The 19,966-nt window shown below is 63.8% G+C and carries 16 protein-coding genes; 13 read left to right on the top strand and 3 right to left on the bottom strand.

What is annotated here, in order from left to right:
• Positions 1–212: 212 nt before the first annotated feature.
• Both Q0030_RS39010 and Q0030_RS39015 read left to right on the top strand, forming a co-directional pair.
• Positions 213–1,349 (top strand): helix-turn-helix transcriptional regulator, encoded by a 1,137-nt coding sequence (locus Q0030_RS39010; RefSeq protein ID WP_298380005.1) that lies wholly within the window; start codon positions 213–215, stop codon positions 1,347–1,349.
• A 367-nt stretch (positions 1,350–1,716) separates the two neighbouring features.
• Positions 1,717–2,709: a LysR family transcriptional regulator gene (locus Q0030_RS39015; protein ID WP_298380008.1), complete on the top strand. Its 993-nt coding sequence runs from the start codon at positions 1,717–1,719 to the stop codon at positions 2,707–2,709.
• Positions 2,710–2,767: 58 nt separating this feature from the next.
• Here the strand turns inward: Q0030_RS39015 and mobA are convergent, their stop codons facing one another.
• Together mobA and Q0030_RS39025 are read right to left on the bottom strand one after the other, a co-directional pair.
• Positions 2,768–3,385: a molybdenum cofactor guanylyltransferase MobA gene (gene mobA, locus Q0030_RS39020; RefSeq protein WP_298380013.1), complete on the bottom strand. Its 618-nt coding sequence runs from the start codon at positions 3,383–3,385 to the stop codon at positions 2,768–2,770.
• A complete protein-coding gene (locus Q0030_RS39025; protein ID WP_298380015.1) occupies positions 3,378–4,262 on the bottom strand; it encodes a formate dehydrogenase accessory sulfurtransferase FdhD in 885 nt (294 codons plus the stop codon). Before Q0030_RS39025 ends, mobA begins: the two co-directional genes overlap by 8 nt.
• A 195-nt stretch (positions 4,263–4,457) precedes the next feature.
• Between Q0030_RS39025 and glp the strand changes: the two genes are divergently transcribed.
• The 5 genes from glp (at position 4,458) to Q0030_RS39050 (ending at position 12,071) form a co-directional block, all read left to right on the top strand.
• Positions 4,458–5,711 (top strand): gephyrin-like molybdotransferase Glp, encoded by a 1,254-nt coding sequence (gene glp / locus Q0030_RS39030; protein WP_298380018.1) that lies wholly within the window; start codon positions 4,458–4,460, stop codon positions 5,709–5,711.
• A 208-nt stretch (positions 5,712–5,919) separates the two neighbouring features.
• Positions 5,920–7,632 carry an NADH-ubiquinone oxidoreductase-F iron-sulfur binding region domain-containing protein gene (locus tag Q0030_RS39035; protein ID WP_298380021.1) on the top strand — a complete coding sequence of 571 codons (1,713 nt, stop codon included), beginning with the start codon at positions 5,920–5,922 and terminating at the stop codon, positions 7,630–7,632.
• Positions 7,633–7,668: 36 nt separating this feature from the next.
• The gene (fdhF, locus tag Q0030_RS39040) at positions 7,669–10,455 is read left to right on the top strand and encodes a formate dehydrogenase subunit alpha (RefSeq protein WP_298380024.1); all 2,787 of its coding nucleotides are present in this window, start codon (positions 7,669–7,671) and stop codon (positions 10,453–10,455) included.
• Between the two features lie 55 nt (positions 10,456–10,510).
• Complete coding sequence (locus tag Q0030_RS39045) at positions 10,511–11,305, top strand: dienelactone hydrolase family protein (RefSeq protein ID WP_298380027.1); 795 nt, start codon at positions 10,511–10,513, stop codon at positions 11,303–11,305.
• Positions 11,306–11,336: 31 nt separating this feature from the next.
• Complete coding sequence (locus Q0030_RS39050) at positions 11,337–12,071, top strand: substrate-binding domain-containing protein (protein ID WP_298380029.1); 735 nt, start codon at positions 11,337–11,339, stop codon at positions 12,069–12,071.
• Between the two features lie 50 nt (positions 12,072–12,121).
• Here Q0030_RS39050 and Q0030_RS39055 read toward each other — a convergent pair whose 3' ends face one another.
• Complete coding sequence (locus tag Q0030_RS39055) at positions 12,122–12,658, bottom strand: hypothetical protein (protein WP_298380031.1); 537 nt, start codon at positions 12,656–12,658, stop codon at positions 12,122–12,124.
• Positions 12,659–12,747: 89 nt separating this feature from the next.
• Here Q0030_RS39055 and Q0030_RS39060 point away from each other — a divergent pair, with 89 nt between their 5' ends.
• From Q0030_RS39060 to Q0030_RS39085, 6 genes are all read left to right on the top strand, one after another.
• A complete protein-coding gene (locus Q0030_RS39060) occupies positions 12,748–13,335 on the top strand; it encodes an exopolysaccharide biosynthesis protein (RefSeq protein ID WP_212310425.1) in 588 nt (195 codons plus the stop codon).
• Positions 13,336–13,443: 108 nt separating this feature from the next.
• Positions 13,444–14,655 carry an ABC transporter substrate-binding protein gene (locus Q0030_RS39065; protein ID WP_298380035.1) on the top strand — a complete coding sequence of 404 codons (1,212 nt, stop codon included), beginning with the start codon at positions 13,444–13,446 and terminating at the stop codon, positions 14,653–14,655.
• 788 nt (positions 14,656–15,443) lie between these two features.
• On the top strand, positions 15,444–15,569 hold the full coding sequence (locus Q0030_RS39070; protein WP_298380038.1) for a hypothetical protein: 126 nt from the start codon (positions 15,444–15,446) through the stop codon (positions 15,567–15,569).
• A gap of 93 nt (positions 15,570–15,662) precedes the next feature.
• Positions 15,663–16,637, top strand: a complete 975-nt coding sequence (locus Q0030_RS39075; RefSeq protein WP_298380040.1) for an ABC transporter substrate-binding protein — start codon at positions 15,663–15,665, stop codon at positions 16,635–16,637.
• Between the two features lie 1,785 nt (positions 16,638–18,422).
• Positions 18,423–19,427, top strand: coding sequence for a TRAP transporter substrate-binding protein (locus Q0030_RS39080; RefSeq protein ID WP_298380042.1), 1,005 nt, complete (start codon positions 18,423–18,425; stop codon positions 19,425–19,427).
• 290 nt (positions 19,428–19,717) lie between these two features.
• The coding region (locus tag Q0030_RS39085) for a TRAP transporter small permease subunit (RefSeq protein WP_298380044.1) at positions 19,718–19,966 on the top strand (249 nt) is incomplete at its 3' end.

The following is a 19,966-nucleotide window of genomic DNA, read 5'->3' on the forward strand; positions in this document are numbered from 1 at the left end:
CACGGGCCAGTTGGGTTGCCCGACAGGGCCCTGTGCTCCCGTCCGTGTCGGAACTCGGCCCTGCCAGTCGCTGGTGTTATGCGGGTTACCCGACGGTCGTAACTTGCCGGATCGGTGCGATCGCCGCGTCACCCGATCGATTGAGGTGTGGCTGCCGGCTCCCCGGACGTGCTACGATGCTGGGGTCGGCTCAGCAGGCTGGAGCCACCGACATGCATGAAGCTGACGAACTGTCGCGGGTCATCGGCGACATCTACGATGCTTCGCTCGACCCGGCGCTGTGGCCGAGCGCGTTTGAAAGCATCTGCGGCTATATCGGCGCGGCCTCCGCCAGCCTGCATTCGCAGGACTCGGTCAGCAGGGCAACGGACGCGCTGTTCTGGTGGGGCCGCGAGTCCGATGCGCCGCACTATTTCAAGCTCTATCTGGAGAGGTACGGCAAGATCAACCCGATCTTTCCGGGCGTCGTCTTTTTCGAAGTGGAGCAGCCGGTCGCCGTCCCCGACGTGATTTCCTGCGAGGAGTTTGTTCGGACGCGCTTCTTTCGCGAATGGCTGTTGCCGCAAAACCTGACCGACGGCTTGTTTTCGAACCTGGAAAAGGGCGTGACGGGCTGCGCGCTGTTCACCGCCATGCGTGACGCCGGGCAGGGCCAGGTCGACGACCGCATGCGCCAACGGTTCGAACTGATTACGCCGCACGTCCGGCGCGCCATGCTGATTGGCAAGGTAATCGATCTCCATCGCGTCGAGGCAGCGGCGCTGGCGGACAGTCTCGACGAACTCGCTTCGAGCATGTTCATCGTCGATTCGACCGGCCGCATCATCCATGCCAATGCCAGCGCCCATCGCCTGATCGCCGAGGCCAATGTGCTGCGTTCCAACCGCGGCCGGATTGCAGCGCTTGATCCCGAGGGCAACCGGCATCTCCTAGAAATATTCGCGGCGGCCCAGGCGGGCGATGCAGCCGTCGGAAAGAAGGGGATCGCGATGCCGCTGACCGCGCGCACCGGCGAGCGCTACGTCGCTCACGTACTGCCCTTGACCTCGGGCGCGCGCCGCAAGGCCGGAGTTTCCTACTCGGCAGCGGCGGCTGTGTTCGTCCGCAAGGCCGCGCTGGATTTGCTGTCACCGCCAGAGGCTATCGCCGACGAGTTCAGGCTGACGCCAGCGGAGGTTCGGGTCTTGTTTGCGATCGTCGAGATCGGCGGCGTGCCCGAAGTCGCCCCGGTGCTCGGCATTTCCGATCAAACCGTCAAGACCCATCTGCATCGCATCTATGAAAAGACCGCTACGAAGCGACAGGCCGATCTCGTGAAGCTGGTCGCGAGCTATTCCGGACGGCTCTGAGTCAATCCGCTGCGGCATTTATCGACAAAGATTCAGGACACGAGGGGTTTGTGTTTGTCCGCGGGATCAGAGACGCAGTGGGACCGGCTGTCTCGCTGCGAAAGAATGGAAATAGCGAGGTGGCATTTGGAACAGGAGTTGGATCGCATCATCGATGCGCTGGAAGAGCGCATCTATCTCGTGGTGCGCGAAAAGAATGAACCCAATATTGCGCATTCGTCGCCTGACGGATCGGCTTAGGATAGAATCTGCCCACTGAGCTCATTGTTGGAATCATTTCCCAACGATCCGTCTCATTTCGCGCTGTTTTGGAATCTTCCGCGCCATCTCCAGCGCTACCCTGCGGTCTTTCCCGGGGACGCCGTCCATGCCGCTTGCCTCCATCGACGTCGACAACATCTCGCGTACCGCCACGCCCGCGGAGACCGCGCTGACCCGCCGGGTGGATCTCACCACGCTTCGCCTCTTCGTCGCCGTCTGCGACGAGCAGAACCTCACCCGCGCCGCGCAGCGCGAGGGGATCGCGGCGTCGGCGGTGTCGAAGCGGATGAACGATTTCGAGCTGGCGTTCGGCGTCACGCTGTTCAAGCGGCTCGCCAAGGGCATGGCGCTGACGCCGGCCGGCGAGGCGCTGCTGCATCACGCCCGGGTCACGCTGCTCAATGTCGAGAAGATCGCGGTCGAGCTGTCGGAATATTCGCAAGGCGTGCGCGGCCATGTCCGCATGCTCGCCAACCTCTCGGCGATCGTGCAGTATTTGCCGGAGGACCTCTCCGCCTTCTTTGCGGCGCACGAGCTGCTTCGCGTCGATCTGCAGGAGCGGCCGAGTGGGCAGGTGGTCCGCGGCATCGAGGAGGGCGCGGCCGAGATCGGCATCTGCTCGGCCGAGGCCGACAGCCGCGCGCTCGAAGCCTTCCACTATCGCTACGACAATCTGGTGGTCGTGATGCGGCCGGACCATCAGCTGGCCGGTCGCGAGAAATTGCTGTTCACCGAGACGCTCGATTTCGACCACATCGGCCTGCACACCGCGAGCTCGATCTATCTGCGCTCGCAATATGCGGCCACACAAGCCGGCAAGACGATGCGGCTGCGCATCAACGTGCCCGGCTTCGATGCGGTCTGCCGCATGGTGCAGGCCAATATGGGGCTCGGCCTGATCCCCGATCGCGCCTTCGCGGTCGTCGGCGCCGGCATGGGCCTTCGTGCGATCCCCCTGCGCGACGATTGGGGGCGGCGCGAGCTGAAGATCGTGGTCCGCGATGCCGCGCATCTGTCCGGAACCGGCCGCCTGATGCTGGACTATCTGCGCGCCGTCGAAACGGATCGGAGAGGGCGGGCCGGCGGACAGCTCGGCTAGCTGCCTGCGCGCTCGCAGCCGAGGATGTTCGTTCCGGACGCAAACGCAGCCGCGCGTCTTAGCCGCCGTCGAGCGCGGCGAGGCGATCGGCTTCCATAATGTCTTCGACGGTGTTGGCATTGAAGAACGGATCCAGCGGCTCGGTCGGCCACTCGACTGTTGCCAGCGGATAGCGCGCGGTCCAGCGATCGATCCTGCGCACGTCCTCCTCGACCAGCGCATGGCGCAATTCGCTCCGCAACGGCACGCTCCACAGACCGATGACGGGATGCACCTGGCCGCCCGATGACGCGACGGCGAGCTCGGCATTCTCCGCCGCGCGCGCCTGCTCCAGGCGTGCGACAAGATCGCGCGGCAGAAACGGGCAGTCGCCTGCCGCGCTCAGCACCCATTTCGCATCCGGCCGGTTGGCCGCAGTCCAGTCGAGCGCGGCCAGGATGCCGGCGAGGGGGCCCGGATAATCGGCGACATCGTCGGCGACGACGGGAAGGCCGAAGGCGGCGAAGCGCGCGGGGTCGCCATTGGCGTTGATGATCAGCCCGCTGCATTGCGGGGCGAGACGGTCGATCACCCGTTGCAGAATCGTGCGGCCGGCAATCTTGCGCATCGGCTTGTCGCCGCCGCCCATCCGCCGCGCGAGGCCGCCGGCCAGCAGCACGCCCGGGATATCAGTCATTGTCGGCCTCGCCTTTGCGCTTGTGACGCATCGATTCCTCTTCGACATAGTCGAGGTTCTGGTCGTAAACGATCCGCTCCTGGCCCGACAGCGCGATGAAGCGCTTGCCGCGGGCGCGCCCAACCAGCGTCAGTCCGACCTGCCGCGCCAGATCGACGCCCCACGCCGTGAATCCGGAGCGGGAGACCAGGATCGGGATGCCCATCCGCACCGTCTTGATCACCATCTCCGATGTGAGCCGTCCCGTGGTGTAGAGGATCTTGTCGGCCGGATCGACGTTGTGGCGATAGATCCAGCCCGCGATCTTGTCGACGGCGTTGTGCCGGCCGACGTCCTCGGTGTAGCAGACCGGCGTGCTTTCCTTGCACAGCACGCAGCCGTGAATGGCGCCCGCTTCCAGATAGAGCGACGGCATCGTGTTGATGGTGTGGGTCATCTGGTAGAGCCACGAGGTCCGCAGTTCGGCCTTCGGCAGCGCGACCTTCTCGACGGCTTCGAGCAGGTCGCCGAACGCCGTCCCCTGGGCGCAGCCGGAGGTCTGCGTGCGCTTCTTCAGCTTCGCCTCGAAATTGGTGTGGTGGGCGGTGCGTACCACCACCACCTGGAGATCGTCGTCATATTCGACCTCGGTAACGACGTCGTCGTATTTGAGCATGTTCTGGTTCAGGAGGTAGCCGAGCGCAAGGTATTCGGGATAGTCGTTGATCGTCATCATCGTGACGATCTCCTGCGCGTTGAGGTACAGCGTCAGCGGCCGCTCGACCGGTACCCTGATCTCGGTCGGCGCGCCCGTCTGATCGACGCCTGTGACGCGCTCCGTCAGTCGCGGATCGTCCGGGTCCGGAACAATAATGGGAGCGGCGGTCTTCTCGGTCACAGGGCGGCGTCCCGATGGGTTCACATGGCAGCGAAGCAGGGGATATAAGCACGATCGGAGACGGACTGGCCACTCTCCGCCGCTTCGCCGGAACTGCCAAGGATTCGTCACGGATGGTCCGGCTTTGAGGATAACGCCGCGGTTCGCGATGTGGGTCGAACAAATCTTGTCGATGGCCGAGGACTGAGGAACATCATGGCGCAGCTTTCCGACGACTGCTTCGCTTTCGGCGGACCGATGATGTCGGTCGACGAGGCCGTCGCGATCATCGCCTCGCGCGTCAAGCCGGTCGGCGAGACGGAAGCCGTTGCCCTGGTAGACGCCGACGGACGCATCCTCAGCCACGACGTGGCCGCGCCGCTGCCGCTGCCGCCTTTCATGAATTCCGCCGTCGACGGTTATGCGCTGTCCGGCACGGACCTGCCGGCGAGCGGCGAGCGAGCGTTTCCCGTCGCCGGCCGCGTGCAGGCGGGAGCGCCGGCACAGCCCGCGCTGCCCGGCCAGGCGGTGCGGATCTTCACCGGTGCGCCGATGCCCGACGGCACCGACACCGTGTTCATGCAGGAAGACGTGCGGATCGACGATGCGGGCAACGTGGTCCTGCCGTCAGGCCTGAAGACCGGCGCCAATGTACGTCCGGCCGGCGAAGACATTCCGCGCGGCCATGTCGCGCTGGCGTCGGGCCGGCGCCTGCGGCCGCAGGACGTCGCCGTCGCCGCGGCCTTTGGGCTCACCACGCTCGATGTGGTGCGGCGTCTGCGTGTCGGGGTGTTCTCGACCGGCGACGAGCTGGCCGCGCCGGGGAGCCCGCGCGCTGACGCTCAATTATTCGATTCCAACCGCTTCATGCTGATGGCGATGCTGCGGCGGCTCGGTTGCGAGGTCGGCGATCTCGGCATCCTGCGGGACGAACGGGCCGAACTTGCCGCCGCGCTCAAGCAGGCCGCGCAACGCTATGACCTGATCCTGACCACCGGCGGCGTCTCGACCGGCGAAGAGGACCACGTCAAGGCCGGCATCGAACAGGCCGGCTCGCTGGTGCTGTGGCGGATGGCGATCAAGCCGGGCCGTCCGGTGGCGATGGGAGTAGTCGACGGCACGCCGCTGATCGGCCTGCCCGGCAATCCGGTGGCGAGCTTCGTCACCTTCGTCCATGTGGTGCGGCCGACCGTGCTGGCGCTGTCGGGCGCCGTGCCGTCTGCCTTGCTGCCGATGCCGGTCCGGGCCGCCTTCAGTTACAAGAAGAAGGGCGGCCGCCGCGAATATGTCCGCGCCTCGCTGCGCCGGGCGGCGGACGGCGCGCTGGAGGCGACCAAGTTTCCCCGCGAAGGGGCTGGCCTGTTGTCGTCGCTGGTCGAGACCGATGGGCTGATCGAACTCGGCGAGTCCATCGTGCGGGTCGAGCCGGGCGATGCGGTCGGCTTTCTCGGCTACGCCGACCTGCTCTGAGGCTGCAGACGCGGTCGAGATCGCGTGAGCCGGATGCTCGCGCGATCGGGAATTCAGATCGACCGATAGGTAAACATTAACAACAGCCTGCGCGGCAACCCGACGCTGCTAGAGGCGTTCTAAATATGCTTGCCTGTGGCATGCCAGAGAATAGAGTTGGGTTGAACCGGCGCAACTTGCGCAAAGCCGGGTTCCAAGGCGAGGTTTCATGAGTGGAGACGACGTTCACAAGGTCCGCGCGTTCGAGCATCCCGGAGCCGGTAGGAAGCGGGCGAAAGCCACGCCCAAGGGACGCCAGGTCGATCCCGCGGCCGCTCATGAGATCGAGGTGCTGCTCGCGGATCGGCCGCGGCGTCGCGACCTCTTGATCGAATACCTGCATCTGATCCAGGACAAATACCATGAGATTTCGGCGGCGCATCTTGCGGCGCTCGCCGACGAGATGCGGCTGTCATTCGCCGAAGTGTTCGAGACCGCGACCTTCTATGCGCATTTCGACATCGTGAAGGAAGGCGAGCCTGATATCGCGCCGCTCACCGTGCGTGTCTGCGATTCCCTGACCTGCGCGATGCTCGGCGGCGAGAAGCTGCTGAAGGATCTCCAGAGCCGGGCCGGACCCGGCATCCGCGTGGTGCGGGCGCCGTGCGTCGGCCGATGCGACACCGCACCCACCGCGGAGGTCGGCCACAACTTCGTCGACCATGCGACCGTCAGCAACGTGCTCGCGGCGACGAAGAGCGGCGACACCCATGTGCATCTCCCGCCCTACGTCGATTACGACGCTTATGTCGCCGACGGCGGATACAAACTGCTGGCGCGCTTGCGCGCTGGCGAGCTGCCGCGCGAAGATCTGCTGAAAGCGCTCGACGATGCCTCGCTGCGCGGTCTCGGCGGCGCCGGTTTCCCGACCGGCCGCAAGTGGCGCGCCGTGCTCGGCGAGCCCGGCCCGCGGCTGATGGCGGTGAACGGCGACGAAGGCGAGCCCGGCACGTTCAAGGACCGATACTATCTCGAGACCGATCCGCATCGCTTCCTCGAGGGCATGCTGATCGGTGCCCACGTGGTCGAGGCGCCCGAAGTCTACATCTACATCCGCGACGAGTACCCGGCCTGCCGCGAGATCCTCGCGCGCGAGATCGCAAAGCTTCCGCCCGGCTGCCCTGTGCTGCATCTGCGGCGCGGCGCCGGCGCCTATATCTGCGGCGAGGAATCCTCGCTGCTGGAATCGATCGAGGGCAAGCGCGGCCTGCCGCGGCACAAGCCGCCATATCCGTTCCAGGTCGGGCTGTTCGGCCTGCCGACGCTGATCAACAACATAGAGACGTTGTGGTGGGTTCGCGACATCGTCGAGAAGGGCGCCGACTGGTGGAAGAGCCACGGCCGCAACGAGCGCCACGGCCTGCGCAGCTTCTCGGTGTCGGGACGCGTCAAGGATCCCGGCGTCAAGCTCGCGCCCGTCGGCATCACCCTGCGCCAACTGATCGACGAGTTCTGCGGCGGCATGGCCGACGGCCACAGCCTCCAGGCCTATCTGCCGGGCGGCGCGTCGGGCGGCATCCTGCCGGCATCGATGGACGACATCCCGCTCGATTTCGGCACGCTGGAGAAATACGGCTGCTTCATCGGCTCCGCCGCCGTCATCGTGCTCTCGCAGGCCGATGACGTCAGGGAGGCCGCGCTGAACCTGATGAAGTTCTTCGAGGACGAGAGCTGCGGGCAATGCACGCCTTGCCGCGCCGGAACCGAGAAGGCGGCGCTGTTGATGCAGCAGCCGGTCTGGAACAAGGAGCTGCTCGACCAATTGAGCCAGGCGATGCGCGACGCGTCGATCTGCGGCCTTGGTCAGGCGGCCTCCAATCCGCTGACATCCGTGATCAAATATTTTCCGGACGGGTTTCGTCCGCAGCAAGCCGCTGAATAGGCGGGCCGGGCAGGGCGAATTTCGACGAGGATTTGAATGAGCAACGATCACATCTCCGGCCAGACCATCCAGTTCGAGCTCGACGGCAAACAGGTCGAGGCGCGGGCCGGCGAAACGATCTGGCAGGTCGCCAAGCGCCAGGGCACCGAGATCCCGCATCTCTGCTATTCGCCCGCGCCGGACTATCGGCCGGACGGCAATTGCCGCGCCTGCATGGTCGAGATCGAAGGCGAGCGCGTGCTGGCGGCGTCCTGCAAGCGGACGCCTTCGGTCGGGATGAAGGTGAAGTCGGCCAGCCAGCGCGCCGTCGCGGCGCAGAAGATGGTGATGGAGCTGCTCGTCGCCGACCAGCCGGCCCGCGAGACCTCGCACGATCCGGACTCGAAATTCTGGCACTGGGCCGAGAAGACCGGCGTGACCGAGAGCCGCTTCCCCGCCACTGAGCGTTGGCACGCCGACACCAGCCATCCGGCGATGCGCGTCAATCTCGACGCCTGCATCCAGTGCGGCCTCTGCGTGCGGGCGTGCCGCGAGGTGCAGGTCAATGACGTGATCGGTATGGCTTATCGTAATCACGGCTCGAAAATCGTATTCGACTTCGACGATCCGATGGGCGAATCGACCTGCGTCGCCTGCGGCGAGTGCGTCCAGGCGTGTCCGACCGGGGCGCTAATGCCGGCAGTCATGCTCGACGACAAGCAGACCCGCGTCACCTGGCCCGACCGCAAGGTGGACTCGCTGTGCCCGTATTGCGGCGTCGGCTGTCAGGTCACCTACGAGGTCAAGGACGAGAAGGTGATCTACGCCGAAGGCCGTGATGGCCCCGCCAATCACAACCGGCTCTGCGTCAAGGGCCGCTTCGGCTTCGACTACATCCACCACCCGAACCGGCTGACCAAGCCGCTGGTGCGGCTGCCGGGCGTGAAGAAGGATGCCAACGACCAGGTCGATCCGGCCAATCCCTACACCCATTTCCGCGAGGCATCCTGGGAAGAGGCGCTCGATCTTGCCGCGGCGGGCTTGAAGAAAATCCGCGACGAGAAGGGCGCCAAGGCGCTCGCCGGGTTCGGTTCGGCCAAGGGCTCGAACGAGGAAGCCTATCTGTTCCAGAAGCTGGTCCGCACCGGCTTCGGCTCCAACAATGTCGACCACTGCACGCGGTTGTGTCACGCGTCGTCGGTCGCGGCCTTGTTCGAGGGACTGAGCTCCGGCGCGGTGTCGGCGCCGTTCGCGGCCGCTGCCGACGCCGAGGTGATCTGGGTGATCGGCGCCAATCCGACCGTGAACCATCCGGTCGCCGCGACCTACATCAAGAACGCCGCCAAGCGCGGCGCCAAGCTGTACGTGATGGACCCGCGGCGGCAGTCGCTGTCGCGCCACGCCACGCAGCATCTCGCATTCAAGCCGGGCAGCGACGTCGCGATGCTGAACGCGATGATCCACACGATCATCACCGAGGGCCTGACCGACGAGCAGTACATCGCCGGCTATACCGAGGGCTATGACGAGCTGAAGGCCAAGATCCAGGAGTTCACGCCGGAGCGCATGTCGCCGATCTGCGGTATTCCCGCGGAGACACTGAGCGAGGTGGCGCGTGCCTATGCCCGCGCCAAGTCGTCGATCATCTTCTGGGGCATGGGCATCAGCCAGCATGTCCACGGCACCGACAATGCACGCTGCCTGATCGCGCTCGCCCTGATCACCGGCCAGGTCGGCCGCCCCGGCACCGGGCTGCATCCGCTGCGCGGCCAGAACAACGTGCAGGGCGCCTCCGACGCCGGCCTGATCCCGATGTTCCTGCCGGACTATCAGCCGGTCGGCCGCGACGACATGCGCGGCGCCTTCGAGAAACTGTGGGGGCAGCAGCTCGATCCGGTGCGCGGGCTGACCGTGGTCGAGATCATGAACGCGATCCACGCCGGCGAAATCCACGGCATGTATGTCGAGGGCGAAAATCCCGCGATGTCCGATCCGGATTTGCAGCACGCGCGTCAGGCGCTGGCGAAGCTCGATCATCTCGTGGTGCAGGATTTGTTCGTCACCGAGACCGCGTTCCATGCCGACGTCATCCTGCCGGCCTCGGCGTTCGCCGAGAAATCTGGCTCCTTCACCAACACCGACCGCCGCGTGCAGCTGGCGCGCGAGGTGATCAAGCCGCCGGGCGACGCGCGGCAGGATCTCTGGATCATCCAGGAGATCGCCAAGCGGATGGGCTTGCCCTGGAATTACGCCGGCCCCGGCGAGGTCTTCACCGAGATGGCGCAGCTCATGCCGTCGCTGAAGAACATCACCTGGGAGCGGCTGGTCCGCGAGGGCGCCGTGACCTATCCGGTCGACGATCCGGACAAGCCGGGCAATGAGATCATCTTCACGACCGGCTTCCCGACCGAGAGCGGCCGCGGCAAGATCGTGCCGGCCAAGGTGATCCCGCCGGATGAATTGCCCGACGACGAGTACCCGATGGTGCTGTCGACCGGCCGCGTGCTCGAGCACTGGCACACCGGCTCGATGACGCGTCGCGCGCAGGTGCTCGACCAGATCGAGCCCGAGGCGGTCGCGTTCATGACGCCGAAGGACATGCGCAAGAAGGGGCTCGCGCCCGGCGACTTCATCCGCCTCGAGACGCGCCGCGGCGCGGTCGAGGTCAAGGTGCGCGCCGACCGCGACGTGCCTGAGAACATGGTCTTCATGCCGTTCTGCTACGCGGAAGCGGCGGCGAACCTGTTGACCAACCCGGCGCTCGATCCGTTCGGCAAGATTCCGGAGTTCAAGTTTTGCGCGGTGCGCGCCGAGAAGATCGATATCCGGACGGCGGCGGAATAGCCGTCCGGGCCAAAATAAACGCAACGAAGCGACGTGAATCCGCAGGGAGATCAGCATGCGAACGATCATCGTCGGAGCACTTTGCGCCATCGCAATGGTCGCGAGCGCACACGCCGCGGTCAAGGAAGAGCAGGTCACCTACTCGGACGGCGAGACCACGATGAAGGGCTTCGTGGTCTATGACGACGCGACGACGGCCAAGCGGCCCGGCATCGTCATGGTGCACGAATGGTGGGGCATCACGCCGCATATCCATAACGAGGCGCGGAAGTTCGCGGAGCAGGGCTACACAGCCTTCATTGCGGACATGTACGGCGACGCCAAGACCGCCGACAACCCGAAGGACGCCGGCGCGCTCGCGGGGTCGGTGATGAAGGATGCGAAGGTGATGGAGCAGCGCTTCAACGCCGCGCGTGAGCAACTCGCCAAGCAGGCTTCGGTCAATCCGCAGCGGATCGGCGCCGTCGGTTACTGCTTCGGCGGCGCGGTGGTGCTGAACATGGCGCGCACCGGGGCTGATCTCGCCGCCGTTGCGGGCTTTCACGCCACGCTCGGTCTCAACACGCCCGCACCGGCGCCGCGCACCGTCAAGGCGAAGATCCTGATTCTGAACGGCGCGGACGACCCGTTCGTGCAGCGCGAGCAGTACGACGCGCTGAAGAAGGATTTCGACGCAGCGAAGGCCGATTACCGGGTCATCGAGTATCCGGGCGCCGTGCACGCGTTCACGAACCCTGAAGCGACCGAACTCGGCAAGAAGTTCAACCTGCCGCTCAGATACGACGCCAAGGCCGATCAGGAATCGAAGGCCGAGGCGGCCAAACTGTTTGCCGCGAACCTTCAGAAATGAGCCAACGGGCCGCCGACACGGTGCTGCTGCCTTGACGCCGGCAATCGCCGATACCCCGGACACGATCAGGGTGATCATTTCGGGCGGCTTCGCTGCGGTCTACCGGGAAGTCCTGCCCGAATTCGAGCGAAGCACGGGCATCAAGGTGGAGACCGGATCCGGCGCATCGGAGGGCACTGGTCCGAAAACGATCAGGCACCAGCTTGCGCACGGCACCAAGGCGGACGTCGTGATCCTTTCGCGAGAGGGACTGCACAAGCTGAACGAAGACGGGCGGATTCGTGCGGGATCCGACACCGGCCTCGCGACGGCGCCCTTGGCGGCCGCGGTTCGCTCAGGCGCTCCCAAGCCGGACATCGGCAACGCGATCGCGCTGAGGAAGGCCTTGATCGATGCGGGCCAGGTGGTGGCGCCAAGCAGCACCAGCGGACAATTCGTCCGCGACAAGGTCTTCCCCAGGCTGGATTTGCCGGACAGGGTGCGGCTCACCCTCGAGGCGCGCGGGACCGAGGCGGCCGAAGCGCTGCGCGCGGGCAAGGCAAATTTCTCGATCGGGCCGACCAGCGAGCTGGTGCAGGAGACCGGTATCGAGGTCGTCGGCCTGCTGCCTGCGGATCTCCAGCTTGTGCAGACCTTCACGGCCGCTGTTGTCAGCGACTCAAAGTTGCCAGACGCAGCCAGGCGCCTGATCGATTTCCTTTCCTCCGATACCGCTATCTTGCGCGCGGCCATCAGGCGGGCGGGCATGGAGCGGCCGCGCGCATAGGCTGCCGTCATCAGCTGGTTGCGTTAATCTTGCGCTGACCGCGGCGCGGCTCAGCGATCCCCGGCGCCGGGTGCCACGTTGAGCGGCGCGCCGCCGGTCGAAATCGGACCTGCCGGTTTTGGCGCCCGAACCGGCGGCGGCTTTCGGGGCTTCGGGGCAGCCTGCGCGACTGGTGCACGCGGCTGTTCGGCCGCTGCCGTGGCCGGCGGCGGCACGGGAGCCGGGGCGGGGCGCTGGAGCGCGTCGACCTTCGAGGTCAGGCTCGCCAATTGGTCGACGACGGTCTTCAGTTGCTCCTGCTGGTCCGCCACCGACTTGCTGAGCGCGCCGATGTCATCCTCGAGCTTCTGCTGGGTCGCGAGCAGATCAGGCAACGTCTCCTTGTCGCCAGCGGCCACCTTTTCGCTCGCCGCTTCGTTGCCCAGGGACGGGACCAGCGGCGCGATCTGGGGCCAGGCGTAGACGCCCCCGGCGCCCGCACAGGCGATGATGACGATCAGCAGGAACCACGGCCAGCGGCGGCGCGTGGCGGGAATTGGGCTTGACGGCGCATGGCGCTGCCATGCCTGATCGGAATCGTTGGTCACCCATGCTTCCTAGTCTGCTTCGGCAGCTGTTGCAATCGATGCCGAGTCTGACCACTTTGGCAGCTATGTCCCCTTCGTCCGGAGCCCCATTGGCGCCCACGCACACGTCCCAACTTCTTGAGGAACTCGTCGCTCAAGCACCGGACGGCCCCGTCGATCTCGAATGGCTCCTCAGCAACCTGGATAAGCGGTCGTTCGGCCTTCTCCTGCTGCTCCTGGGGCTGCTGGTGATCATCCCCGGCGTCGCGACGGTTGCGACGCTGGCGCTGCTGTTTCCGGCGGTCGAGATGATGCGTGGCCGCAGCGCGCCGTCGTTTCCGCGTTTCCTGTCGAAGCGGCAGTTCGACTTCAAGCGCTTCAAGCGATTCACCGTCCTGGTCCGTCCGATGCTGCAGGCGATCGAGCGCGTCAGCCGGCCGCGCTGGGACGCGCGCCGCGACGTGATCGATCGCCTGGTCGGACTGGTCGTGTTTCTCCTCGCCTTCTCGGCAGGCTGGCCGCTGCCTCTGGTGAATGTCATTCCGGGAATGGTGGTGGTCCTGATCGCGGTCGCCTACCTGCAGGAGGACGGCCTGCTGCTGACGATTGCGATGGCGGCTGCGCTGATCTGCCTGCTGGGGCTCGGATGGACGCTGTGGGCAACGTTCGGCGCCGTTATGAACTGGATGGGGCTGTGACGGCTAATGCAGGGAGATGTCCCGACTTCAGGGGTCGACATCTCGCACGGGCTTGATCATGATCTCGCCGGACGCCGCGGCAAACAGCGGCGCGAATGGGGAGAACACATGCGTTGCATCACGCTCGCGGCCGTCGCCGCGCTCAGCCTTGTTTCCACGTCGGCGGTTCTCGCTGCCGACAAGAAATACGATCCCGGCGCCAGCGATACCGAAATCAAGATCGGGCAGACCATGCCCTACAGCGGTCCGGCTTCGGCGTATGGCACGCAGGGCAGGGCCGAAGCCGCATACTGGAAGATGATCAACAGCCAGGGCGGAATCAACGGCCGGAAGATCACGCTGCTGAGCATGGACGACGGCTATAGCCCGCCGAAGACGGTGGAGCAGACACGCAAGCTCGTGGAGCAGGATGAGATCCTTGCCAATATCGGCTCACTGGGCACACCGACAAATTCGTCGATCCAAAAATATTTGAACGGCAAGAAGATCCCGCATCTGCTGATCTCCACCGGGGCCTCGAAGTGGAACGATCCGAAGGAATTCCCCTGGACCACGCCGTTCTATCCGCCCTATGCGCAGGAAGCGAAGATCTACGCCAAGTACATCGCCAAGGAGCTGCCCAACGCGAAGATCGGCGTGATTTACCAGAATGACGACTTCGGCAAGGACTATCTGAAGGGCTTCAAGGAGGGGCTGGGAGAGAAGGCCGGTCTCATCGTCAAGGAGCTCAGCTACGAGGTGACCGATCCCACGATCGATTCGCAGATCGTCAATCTGAAGGCCACCGGCGCCGACGTGCTGATGACGATCACGACGCCGAAGTTCGGCGCGCAGGCGATCCGTAAGGTTACCGATCTCGGCTGGAAGCCGACGCACTTCATCGTATCCGTCGCGAGCTCAATCGGCGGTGTGCTCGAGCCTGCCGGCCTCGAAGCATCCACCGGCCTCATGACGGCGCTGGCCACCAAGGTGGTGGGCGACCCGGCATGGGACACCGACAAGGGCGTGCAGGATTATCTCGCCTTCATGAAGCAGTGGTATCCGGAGGGCAATCCGATCGATGGCAGCAACCAGATCGGTTATCTGTCGGCGCAGTTTACGGCGATCATCCTGAAGAACTGCGGTGACGTGCTGACGCGCGAGAATCTGCTGAAGCAGGCCACCAACCTGAGCAAGGTCTCGCTGCCGCTATTGCTTCCCGGCATCACGGTATCGGTGTCGCCGACGGACTATTCCACCTTCGACACCTTCAAGCTCGCGAAGTTCGACGGCAAGACATGGAAGTTCTTTGGCGAGAACATCAGCACCGCGTCGCGGTGAGCACAAGCGAGAGGCGGCCGCACTGACGAGCATCCAGGGACGCAGCAGTGCTGCGTCCCTGTGAAGCGTTTTCAATGTCGTCGTTGGCCCAAGCGATCAACGGCTCGAAAACGTTCTAGTGCGGACGTCTTGATCGCTTGAGGTCGGCGACTTGAAACTTCCCGGCGGCCTGCAGGCTGCTGCAAAGCCAGTAGGCTCGATTTCGATACTCGCCCAGGAACCATTTGGTCTCGACACAATCCACGTAGGATTTGTAGGTGAGGTTGTCTCGGCACGTTGACGAGAAGGGTCCATAGGCTTGTCCTCCCGCCGATTCGCTGCACCCAACCCAGGGGTCTTTGCCGTGTGGGAGGCTGGACTCGCAACCACCGTTGCAGTTGCTGGCGACCTTCTCCAGACTGGCAATCCTCCCCAAGACTGTATCTGGCGCAGGCGACGGCGTTCGCGCGCTTGAGGATGACGTGTGACCGGTCGACGATGTCCGGCGAGCAGCCACCCCGCGGCTTGCGACCTCCTTCGGCCTGATTGGCCTTGCCGCCTGCTTCGGCGCGTCGACCGTGATGGAGGGAAGCGGGGCGCTGGAGCCTGTTGCGGTCTGCGACGTAGCAGGGCCGCACAGCACGACAGTTGACAGGAAAGCTATGGCGGAGGGCGCGACAAACCTTGACGACAATTTCATGACCTTGTCCTCTCGAGGACGGACATGCCGTCCTGATTGCATTGCCACGCAGATTCAACGAGCCGAAATTTCAGAACCTGGCCACTGAGGGTCAAGAGAATTTCTGCCGATGACCGCCCTTGACATGGTTGCCGGGGAGGAGGCGGGACTACTCGGCCAAAGCCGTTGCCATGTCTGTTGGCGCAAGCCGGATATCGCGGCGGCGCTGCTCGACGTCGCCTTTTGGCCCATTTGACACATTGGCCGCCAAATTTGCTGTCTTGCACTACGCCGTACCCGCTCGGTGATGTGGTAAGGTTTGCAAAGGCCTCTGCTCAGGGAAGCTCCAATGCGGCGGCGCGAGTTCATCGCACTTGTTGGCAACGCAACTGCTTGGCCGTTCGCTGCACGCGCGCAGCAAACGGGAGTGCCGGTGATCGGCTTTTTGAGCAGCCGATCACCTGGTGAGTCGGAGGCGGTCGTGTCCGCATTTCGTCAGGGGCTGGGTGAAGCCGGTTACATCGCTGGCCAAAACATCGCGATCGAGTATCGTTGGGCCGAAGGATACTATGATCGGCTTCCCGCGCTTGCAGCTGAGTTGATTGGGTTGCGCGTTGCCATGATCTTCGCCGCTGGTGGGCCGCCCTCGGCACTTGCCGCCAAAGCTGCAACTTCGAGCATACCGATCGTGTTTTCTGCAGTCCCTGATCCGGTTCGGCTCGGCCTCGTTGCCAGTTTGGGACGCCCAGGCGGCAATGTCACGGGCATGAGCACCTTCACTGCCGATTTGGAGGCCAAGGAAGTCGAGCTTCTGAAGGAACTGTTGCCGACGATCAAGACACTTGTCTATCTCGTCAATCCGACCAATCCAAGCGGTAAACTCGAAGCTGAGGCGGCCGCAACTGCGGGAGGCGCTGCTGGGATTAAGGTGCAGGTGCTCAACGCCGGCACGGAATCGGACTTGGAGAGTGTTTTCGAGTCTTGGCCAAATCCCGACGCATTAATTGTCGCGGGTGAGCCGTTTTTCGACAGCCAGCGATCTCGCATTGTCGCGCTTGTCGCTCGGCACGCTACGCCGGCGATGTACAGCTGGCGCGAGAATGTCGCATTGGGCGGACTCATAAGTTATGGCAGTAGCATCACGGATTCCTATCGAAAAGCCGGTGCGTACGCAGGACGCATTCTGAAAGGCGAAAAGCCTGCCGATCTGCCGGTCATGCAGCCCACGAAATTCGATCTGACGATCAACCTCAAGACTGCCAAAACGCTTGGCATTTCGATTCCTCCGACCCTTCTCGCGCGCGCCGATGAAGTAGTCGAATAGGGCTGCTTGCTGCGCTGCGGGAGTCCGGTCCGGAAGTGGCTCGGAAACGGGCATGCGACAGCAGCCTGACGATGTCCACTTCTGAAGGATGAGCGATCTACGGAGGCCGACCTCTCTTTGTGGGTTCGACTAACAAGCTGCGAAGTTCGTCAATCCGTCGCGCAAAATCTATCGCATTTGCCTTCAACACTTCCATTGCATGACCCCGGTGATCTTCACCTTCCAATTCTGCTATCCGTTCGTTGAAGGCATTCAGTTCGTCTTCCAATCTCTGAATTTCATGTTGAATCGGAAATCGCCGAGCGGGAAATCTTTCGACAGCTGGCCGTTCCTTTGGACCGATACCCTGCAAGCCTCGGCGCTGTGTTGACTTGGACATGGCCCCTCCGAATCGCGAGCACGCGGCTACTTCAATCTATCGCGTTTTCTCCGGAAGTAGCACCATGCTGTTTGCTGCGGTGCATGGTCTGTTTTGGGGCCAGCTGAGACATTCCGACCTGATCAACATGCTTTAAAAGAAATCGATCACACCGCAATCCCGGCATCGTGCCGCAGCACGCGCTCTTGCTGCGCATCCAGGCCCTGCTGCTACCGGTCAAGACGCTGGTGCTCAGCGGCCACTGAGATTGCAAATCGCGACCAAGGCGCGATGACGTTTCAGTTCAATCTCTCTCTTGTTGCCCGCTGTTGCCGATTGGACACGACGGGCAACTCAGCAAAACCTGTCAATATCGCCATAAGAAAATATTCCGCTTGGCGTTTCACCCAACTCAGATGTTCAATACATCCATCTCACCCGATCGAGGGGCGCTTCGCGGTCGTCACGAGCGTGGGTCGAGATGCGGTGGACGCCGAGCGTGTGGCTGACGAGAGCACGCGAAGCGGACGGTGAAGTCGTGTGGTCCTGACGCCCTAGCGGCAGGTGTCCTCTCGCAAAAATGCGAAAGCATCTTGCGAGGGCGGTGACAAGCAAGCCCAGTCTCGCCGGGGAGAGCACGAAGTAAGCCGTAAGCCATCGCGCAGGGAAAGCCGGGTTGTTTCCGGTTACACCTGTGGTCCTACCCCCGAGCTTATCTCCATTGCTCGGGGCCCATGGGTGCGATCGGCACCCGGCTTTCCCTGCGCCCTCTTCAAGAGAGAGGGCGGAACGAAGAGTAAGACTCGAGCAAATCGTGTCGCGAGAATGCGAAGTTGCGTCCCCACCACAACTGTCATCGCCCGCGCATGCGGGCGATCCAGTACGCCGCGGCTTCTCGATTCCAGCACCGGCGTCTCTGGAATACTGGATCGCCCGGTCGAGCCGGGCGATGACACCGAGATGGTATGCAATGACGGTGCGTCGTATCGCGCAAGAACCATCCTCATCGTCGTCCTGGCCTAGTGCGCAATTGCGCACGGGGGTCAGGACCCATTACCCCAAATGAGAATTGTTGTGCGTCGCTGGAACGACGAGTCCCGTTGACAACACAAGCCGCGGAGTATGGGTCCATGCTTTCGCAGGGACGACGGCCGGTAAGAACCGCGCAGCATTCGCGCCCGGCGAACTCGCCATTGCCAAACCTCGCATTGACCGCGCCGCCATGGCCGGGCACAGCGTGCAGGCGGTGTCATTGAACGGTCGCAAGAGCCGAAAGGGATACCGTCGCATCGGATTTTGCAGTGCAGCAATGGGGCAATTTGGCCCCTGCTAAAGGGGCAATGGCAATCGTCGTTGCTTGTCTGTAATGGTGCGACCGGATGTCTCGGGGCCGGTATTTCGTGCTCCGCAATTACGCGGGAGGAAACATGCGTAAACTCATATTGGCTGCGGCGTCGATCGTGGCTTTGACCTTTGTCGGGCAGGCCTCGGCGCAGTCGCCGATCGTCATCAAGTTCAGCCACGTGGTGGCCTCGGATACGCCGAAGGGCAAGGCGGCCGACAAGTTCAAGGAACTCGCCGAGAAGTACAGCGGCGGCAAGGTGAAGGTCGAGGTCTATCCGAACTCGACACTCTACAAGGACAAGGAAGAGCTCGAGGCACTGCAGCTCGGCGCGGTGCAGATGCTGGCGCCGTCGAACTCGAAGTTCGGCCCGATCGGCATCAAGGAATTCGAAGTCTTCGATCTGCCCTACATCCTCCCCGACCTGAAATCGCTGCGCAAGGTGACCGACGGTCCGCTCGGCGCCCAGCTGCTCAAGAAGCTGGATTCCAAGGGCATGACCGGTCTCGCCTATTGGGACAACGGCTTCAAGCAGATGAGCGCGAACAAGAAGCTGGTCGCGCCGGCCGACTACAAGGGACTGAAATTCCGCATCCAGTCGTCGAAGGTGCTGGAGGCCCAGTTCCGCGCGCTCGGTTCGATCCCGCAGGTGATGGCGTTCTCCGACGTCTACCAGGCGCTGCAGACCGGCGTGGTCGACGGCCAGGAGAACACCTGGTCGAACATCTACACCCAGAAAATGCATGAGGTGCAGAAGTACGCGACCGTCACCAATCACGGCTACATCGGCTACGTCGTGGTCGTGAACAAGAAGTTCTGGGACGGCCTGCCGGCCGACATCCGCGACGAACTCAACAAGGCGATGAAGGAAGCAACCGAGTTCGGCAACAACCAGTCGGCCAAGGAGAACGAGGACGCGCTCGCCGAGATCAAGAAGGCCGGCAAGACCGAGATCGTCACCTTGACGCCGGAGCAGGACGAGGCGATGCGCAAGGCGATGATGCCGGTCTACAAGGACGTGGCATCGCGCGTCGGCCAGCCGCTGATCGACGAATTCCTGAAGGAAACGGGCCGCAGCCCGATGAACTAAGGCGGATCGCCTAACAGCCGCCGAGAAGGCGGTGCGCTCCCTCTCCCGCTTGCGGGGGAGGGTTGGGGTGGGGGCTCTCTCCACGAGTCACGTTGTGGAGAGAGCCCCCACCCGCATTGCATCTTCGATGCAATGCGGCCTCCCCCGCAAGCGGGAGAGGTGGACCGAGTGTGTGGACAGGCCTCTCAGCCGAGAGCCGCCTCGCAAATCTAACGAATGCCGCGGCCACGTGAGGCCGCGGACTGGGTGCCGTGGCCGGTTGCCGCATCAGGCCATGACAGGGGAGATCAATGCTGCTGAAAATTCTGGACCGGCTCGAGGAAATCATCATCGCGAGCCTGATGGGCGCTGCGACGCTTTTGACCTTCATCACGGTCGTACACCGCTTTCTGGTCGACGTGCCGGTGCTCTATCCGTATCTGTTCGGCATCAATCTCGCATGGTCGCAGGAACTGTGCATCTACATGTTCATCTGGATGGCGAAGTTCGGCGCCGCCTATGGCGTGCGCACCGGCATCCATGTCGGCGTCGACGTGCTG

The organism is uncultured Bradyrhizobium sp. (assembly GCF_947648125.1).
Lineage (GTDB): Bacteria > Pseudomonadota > Alphaproteobacteria > Rhizobiales > Xanthobacteraceae > Bradyrhizobium.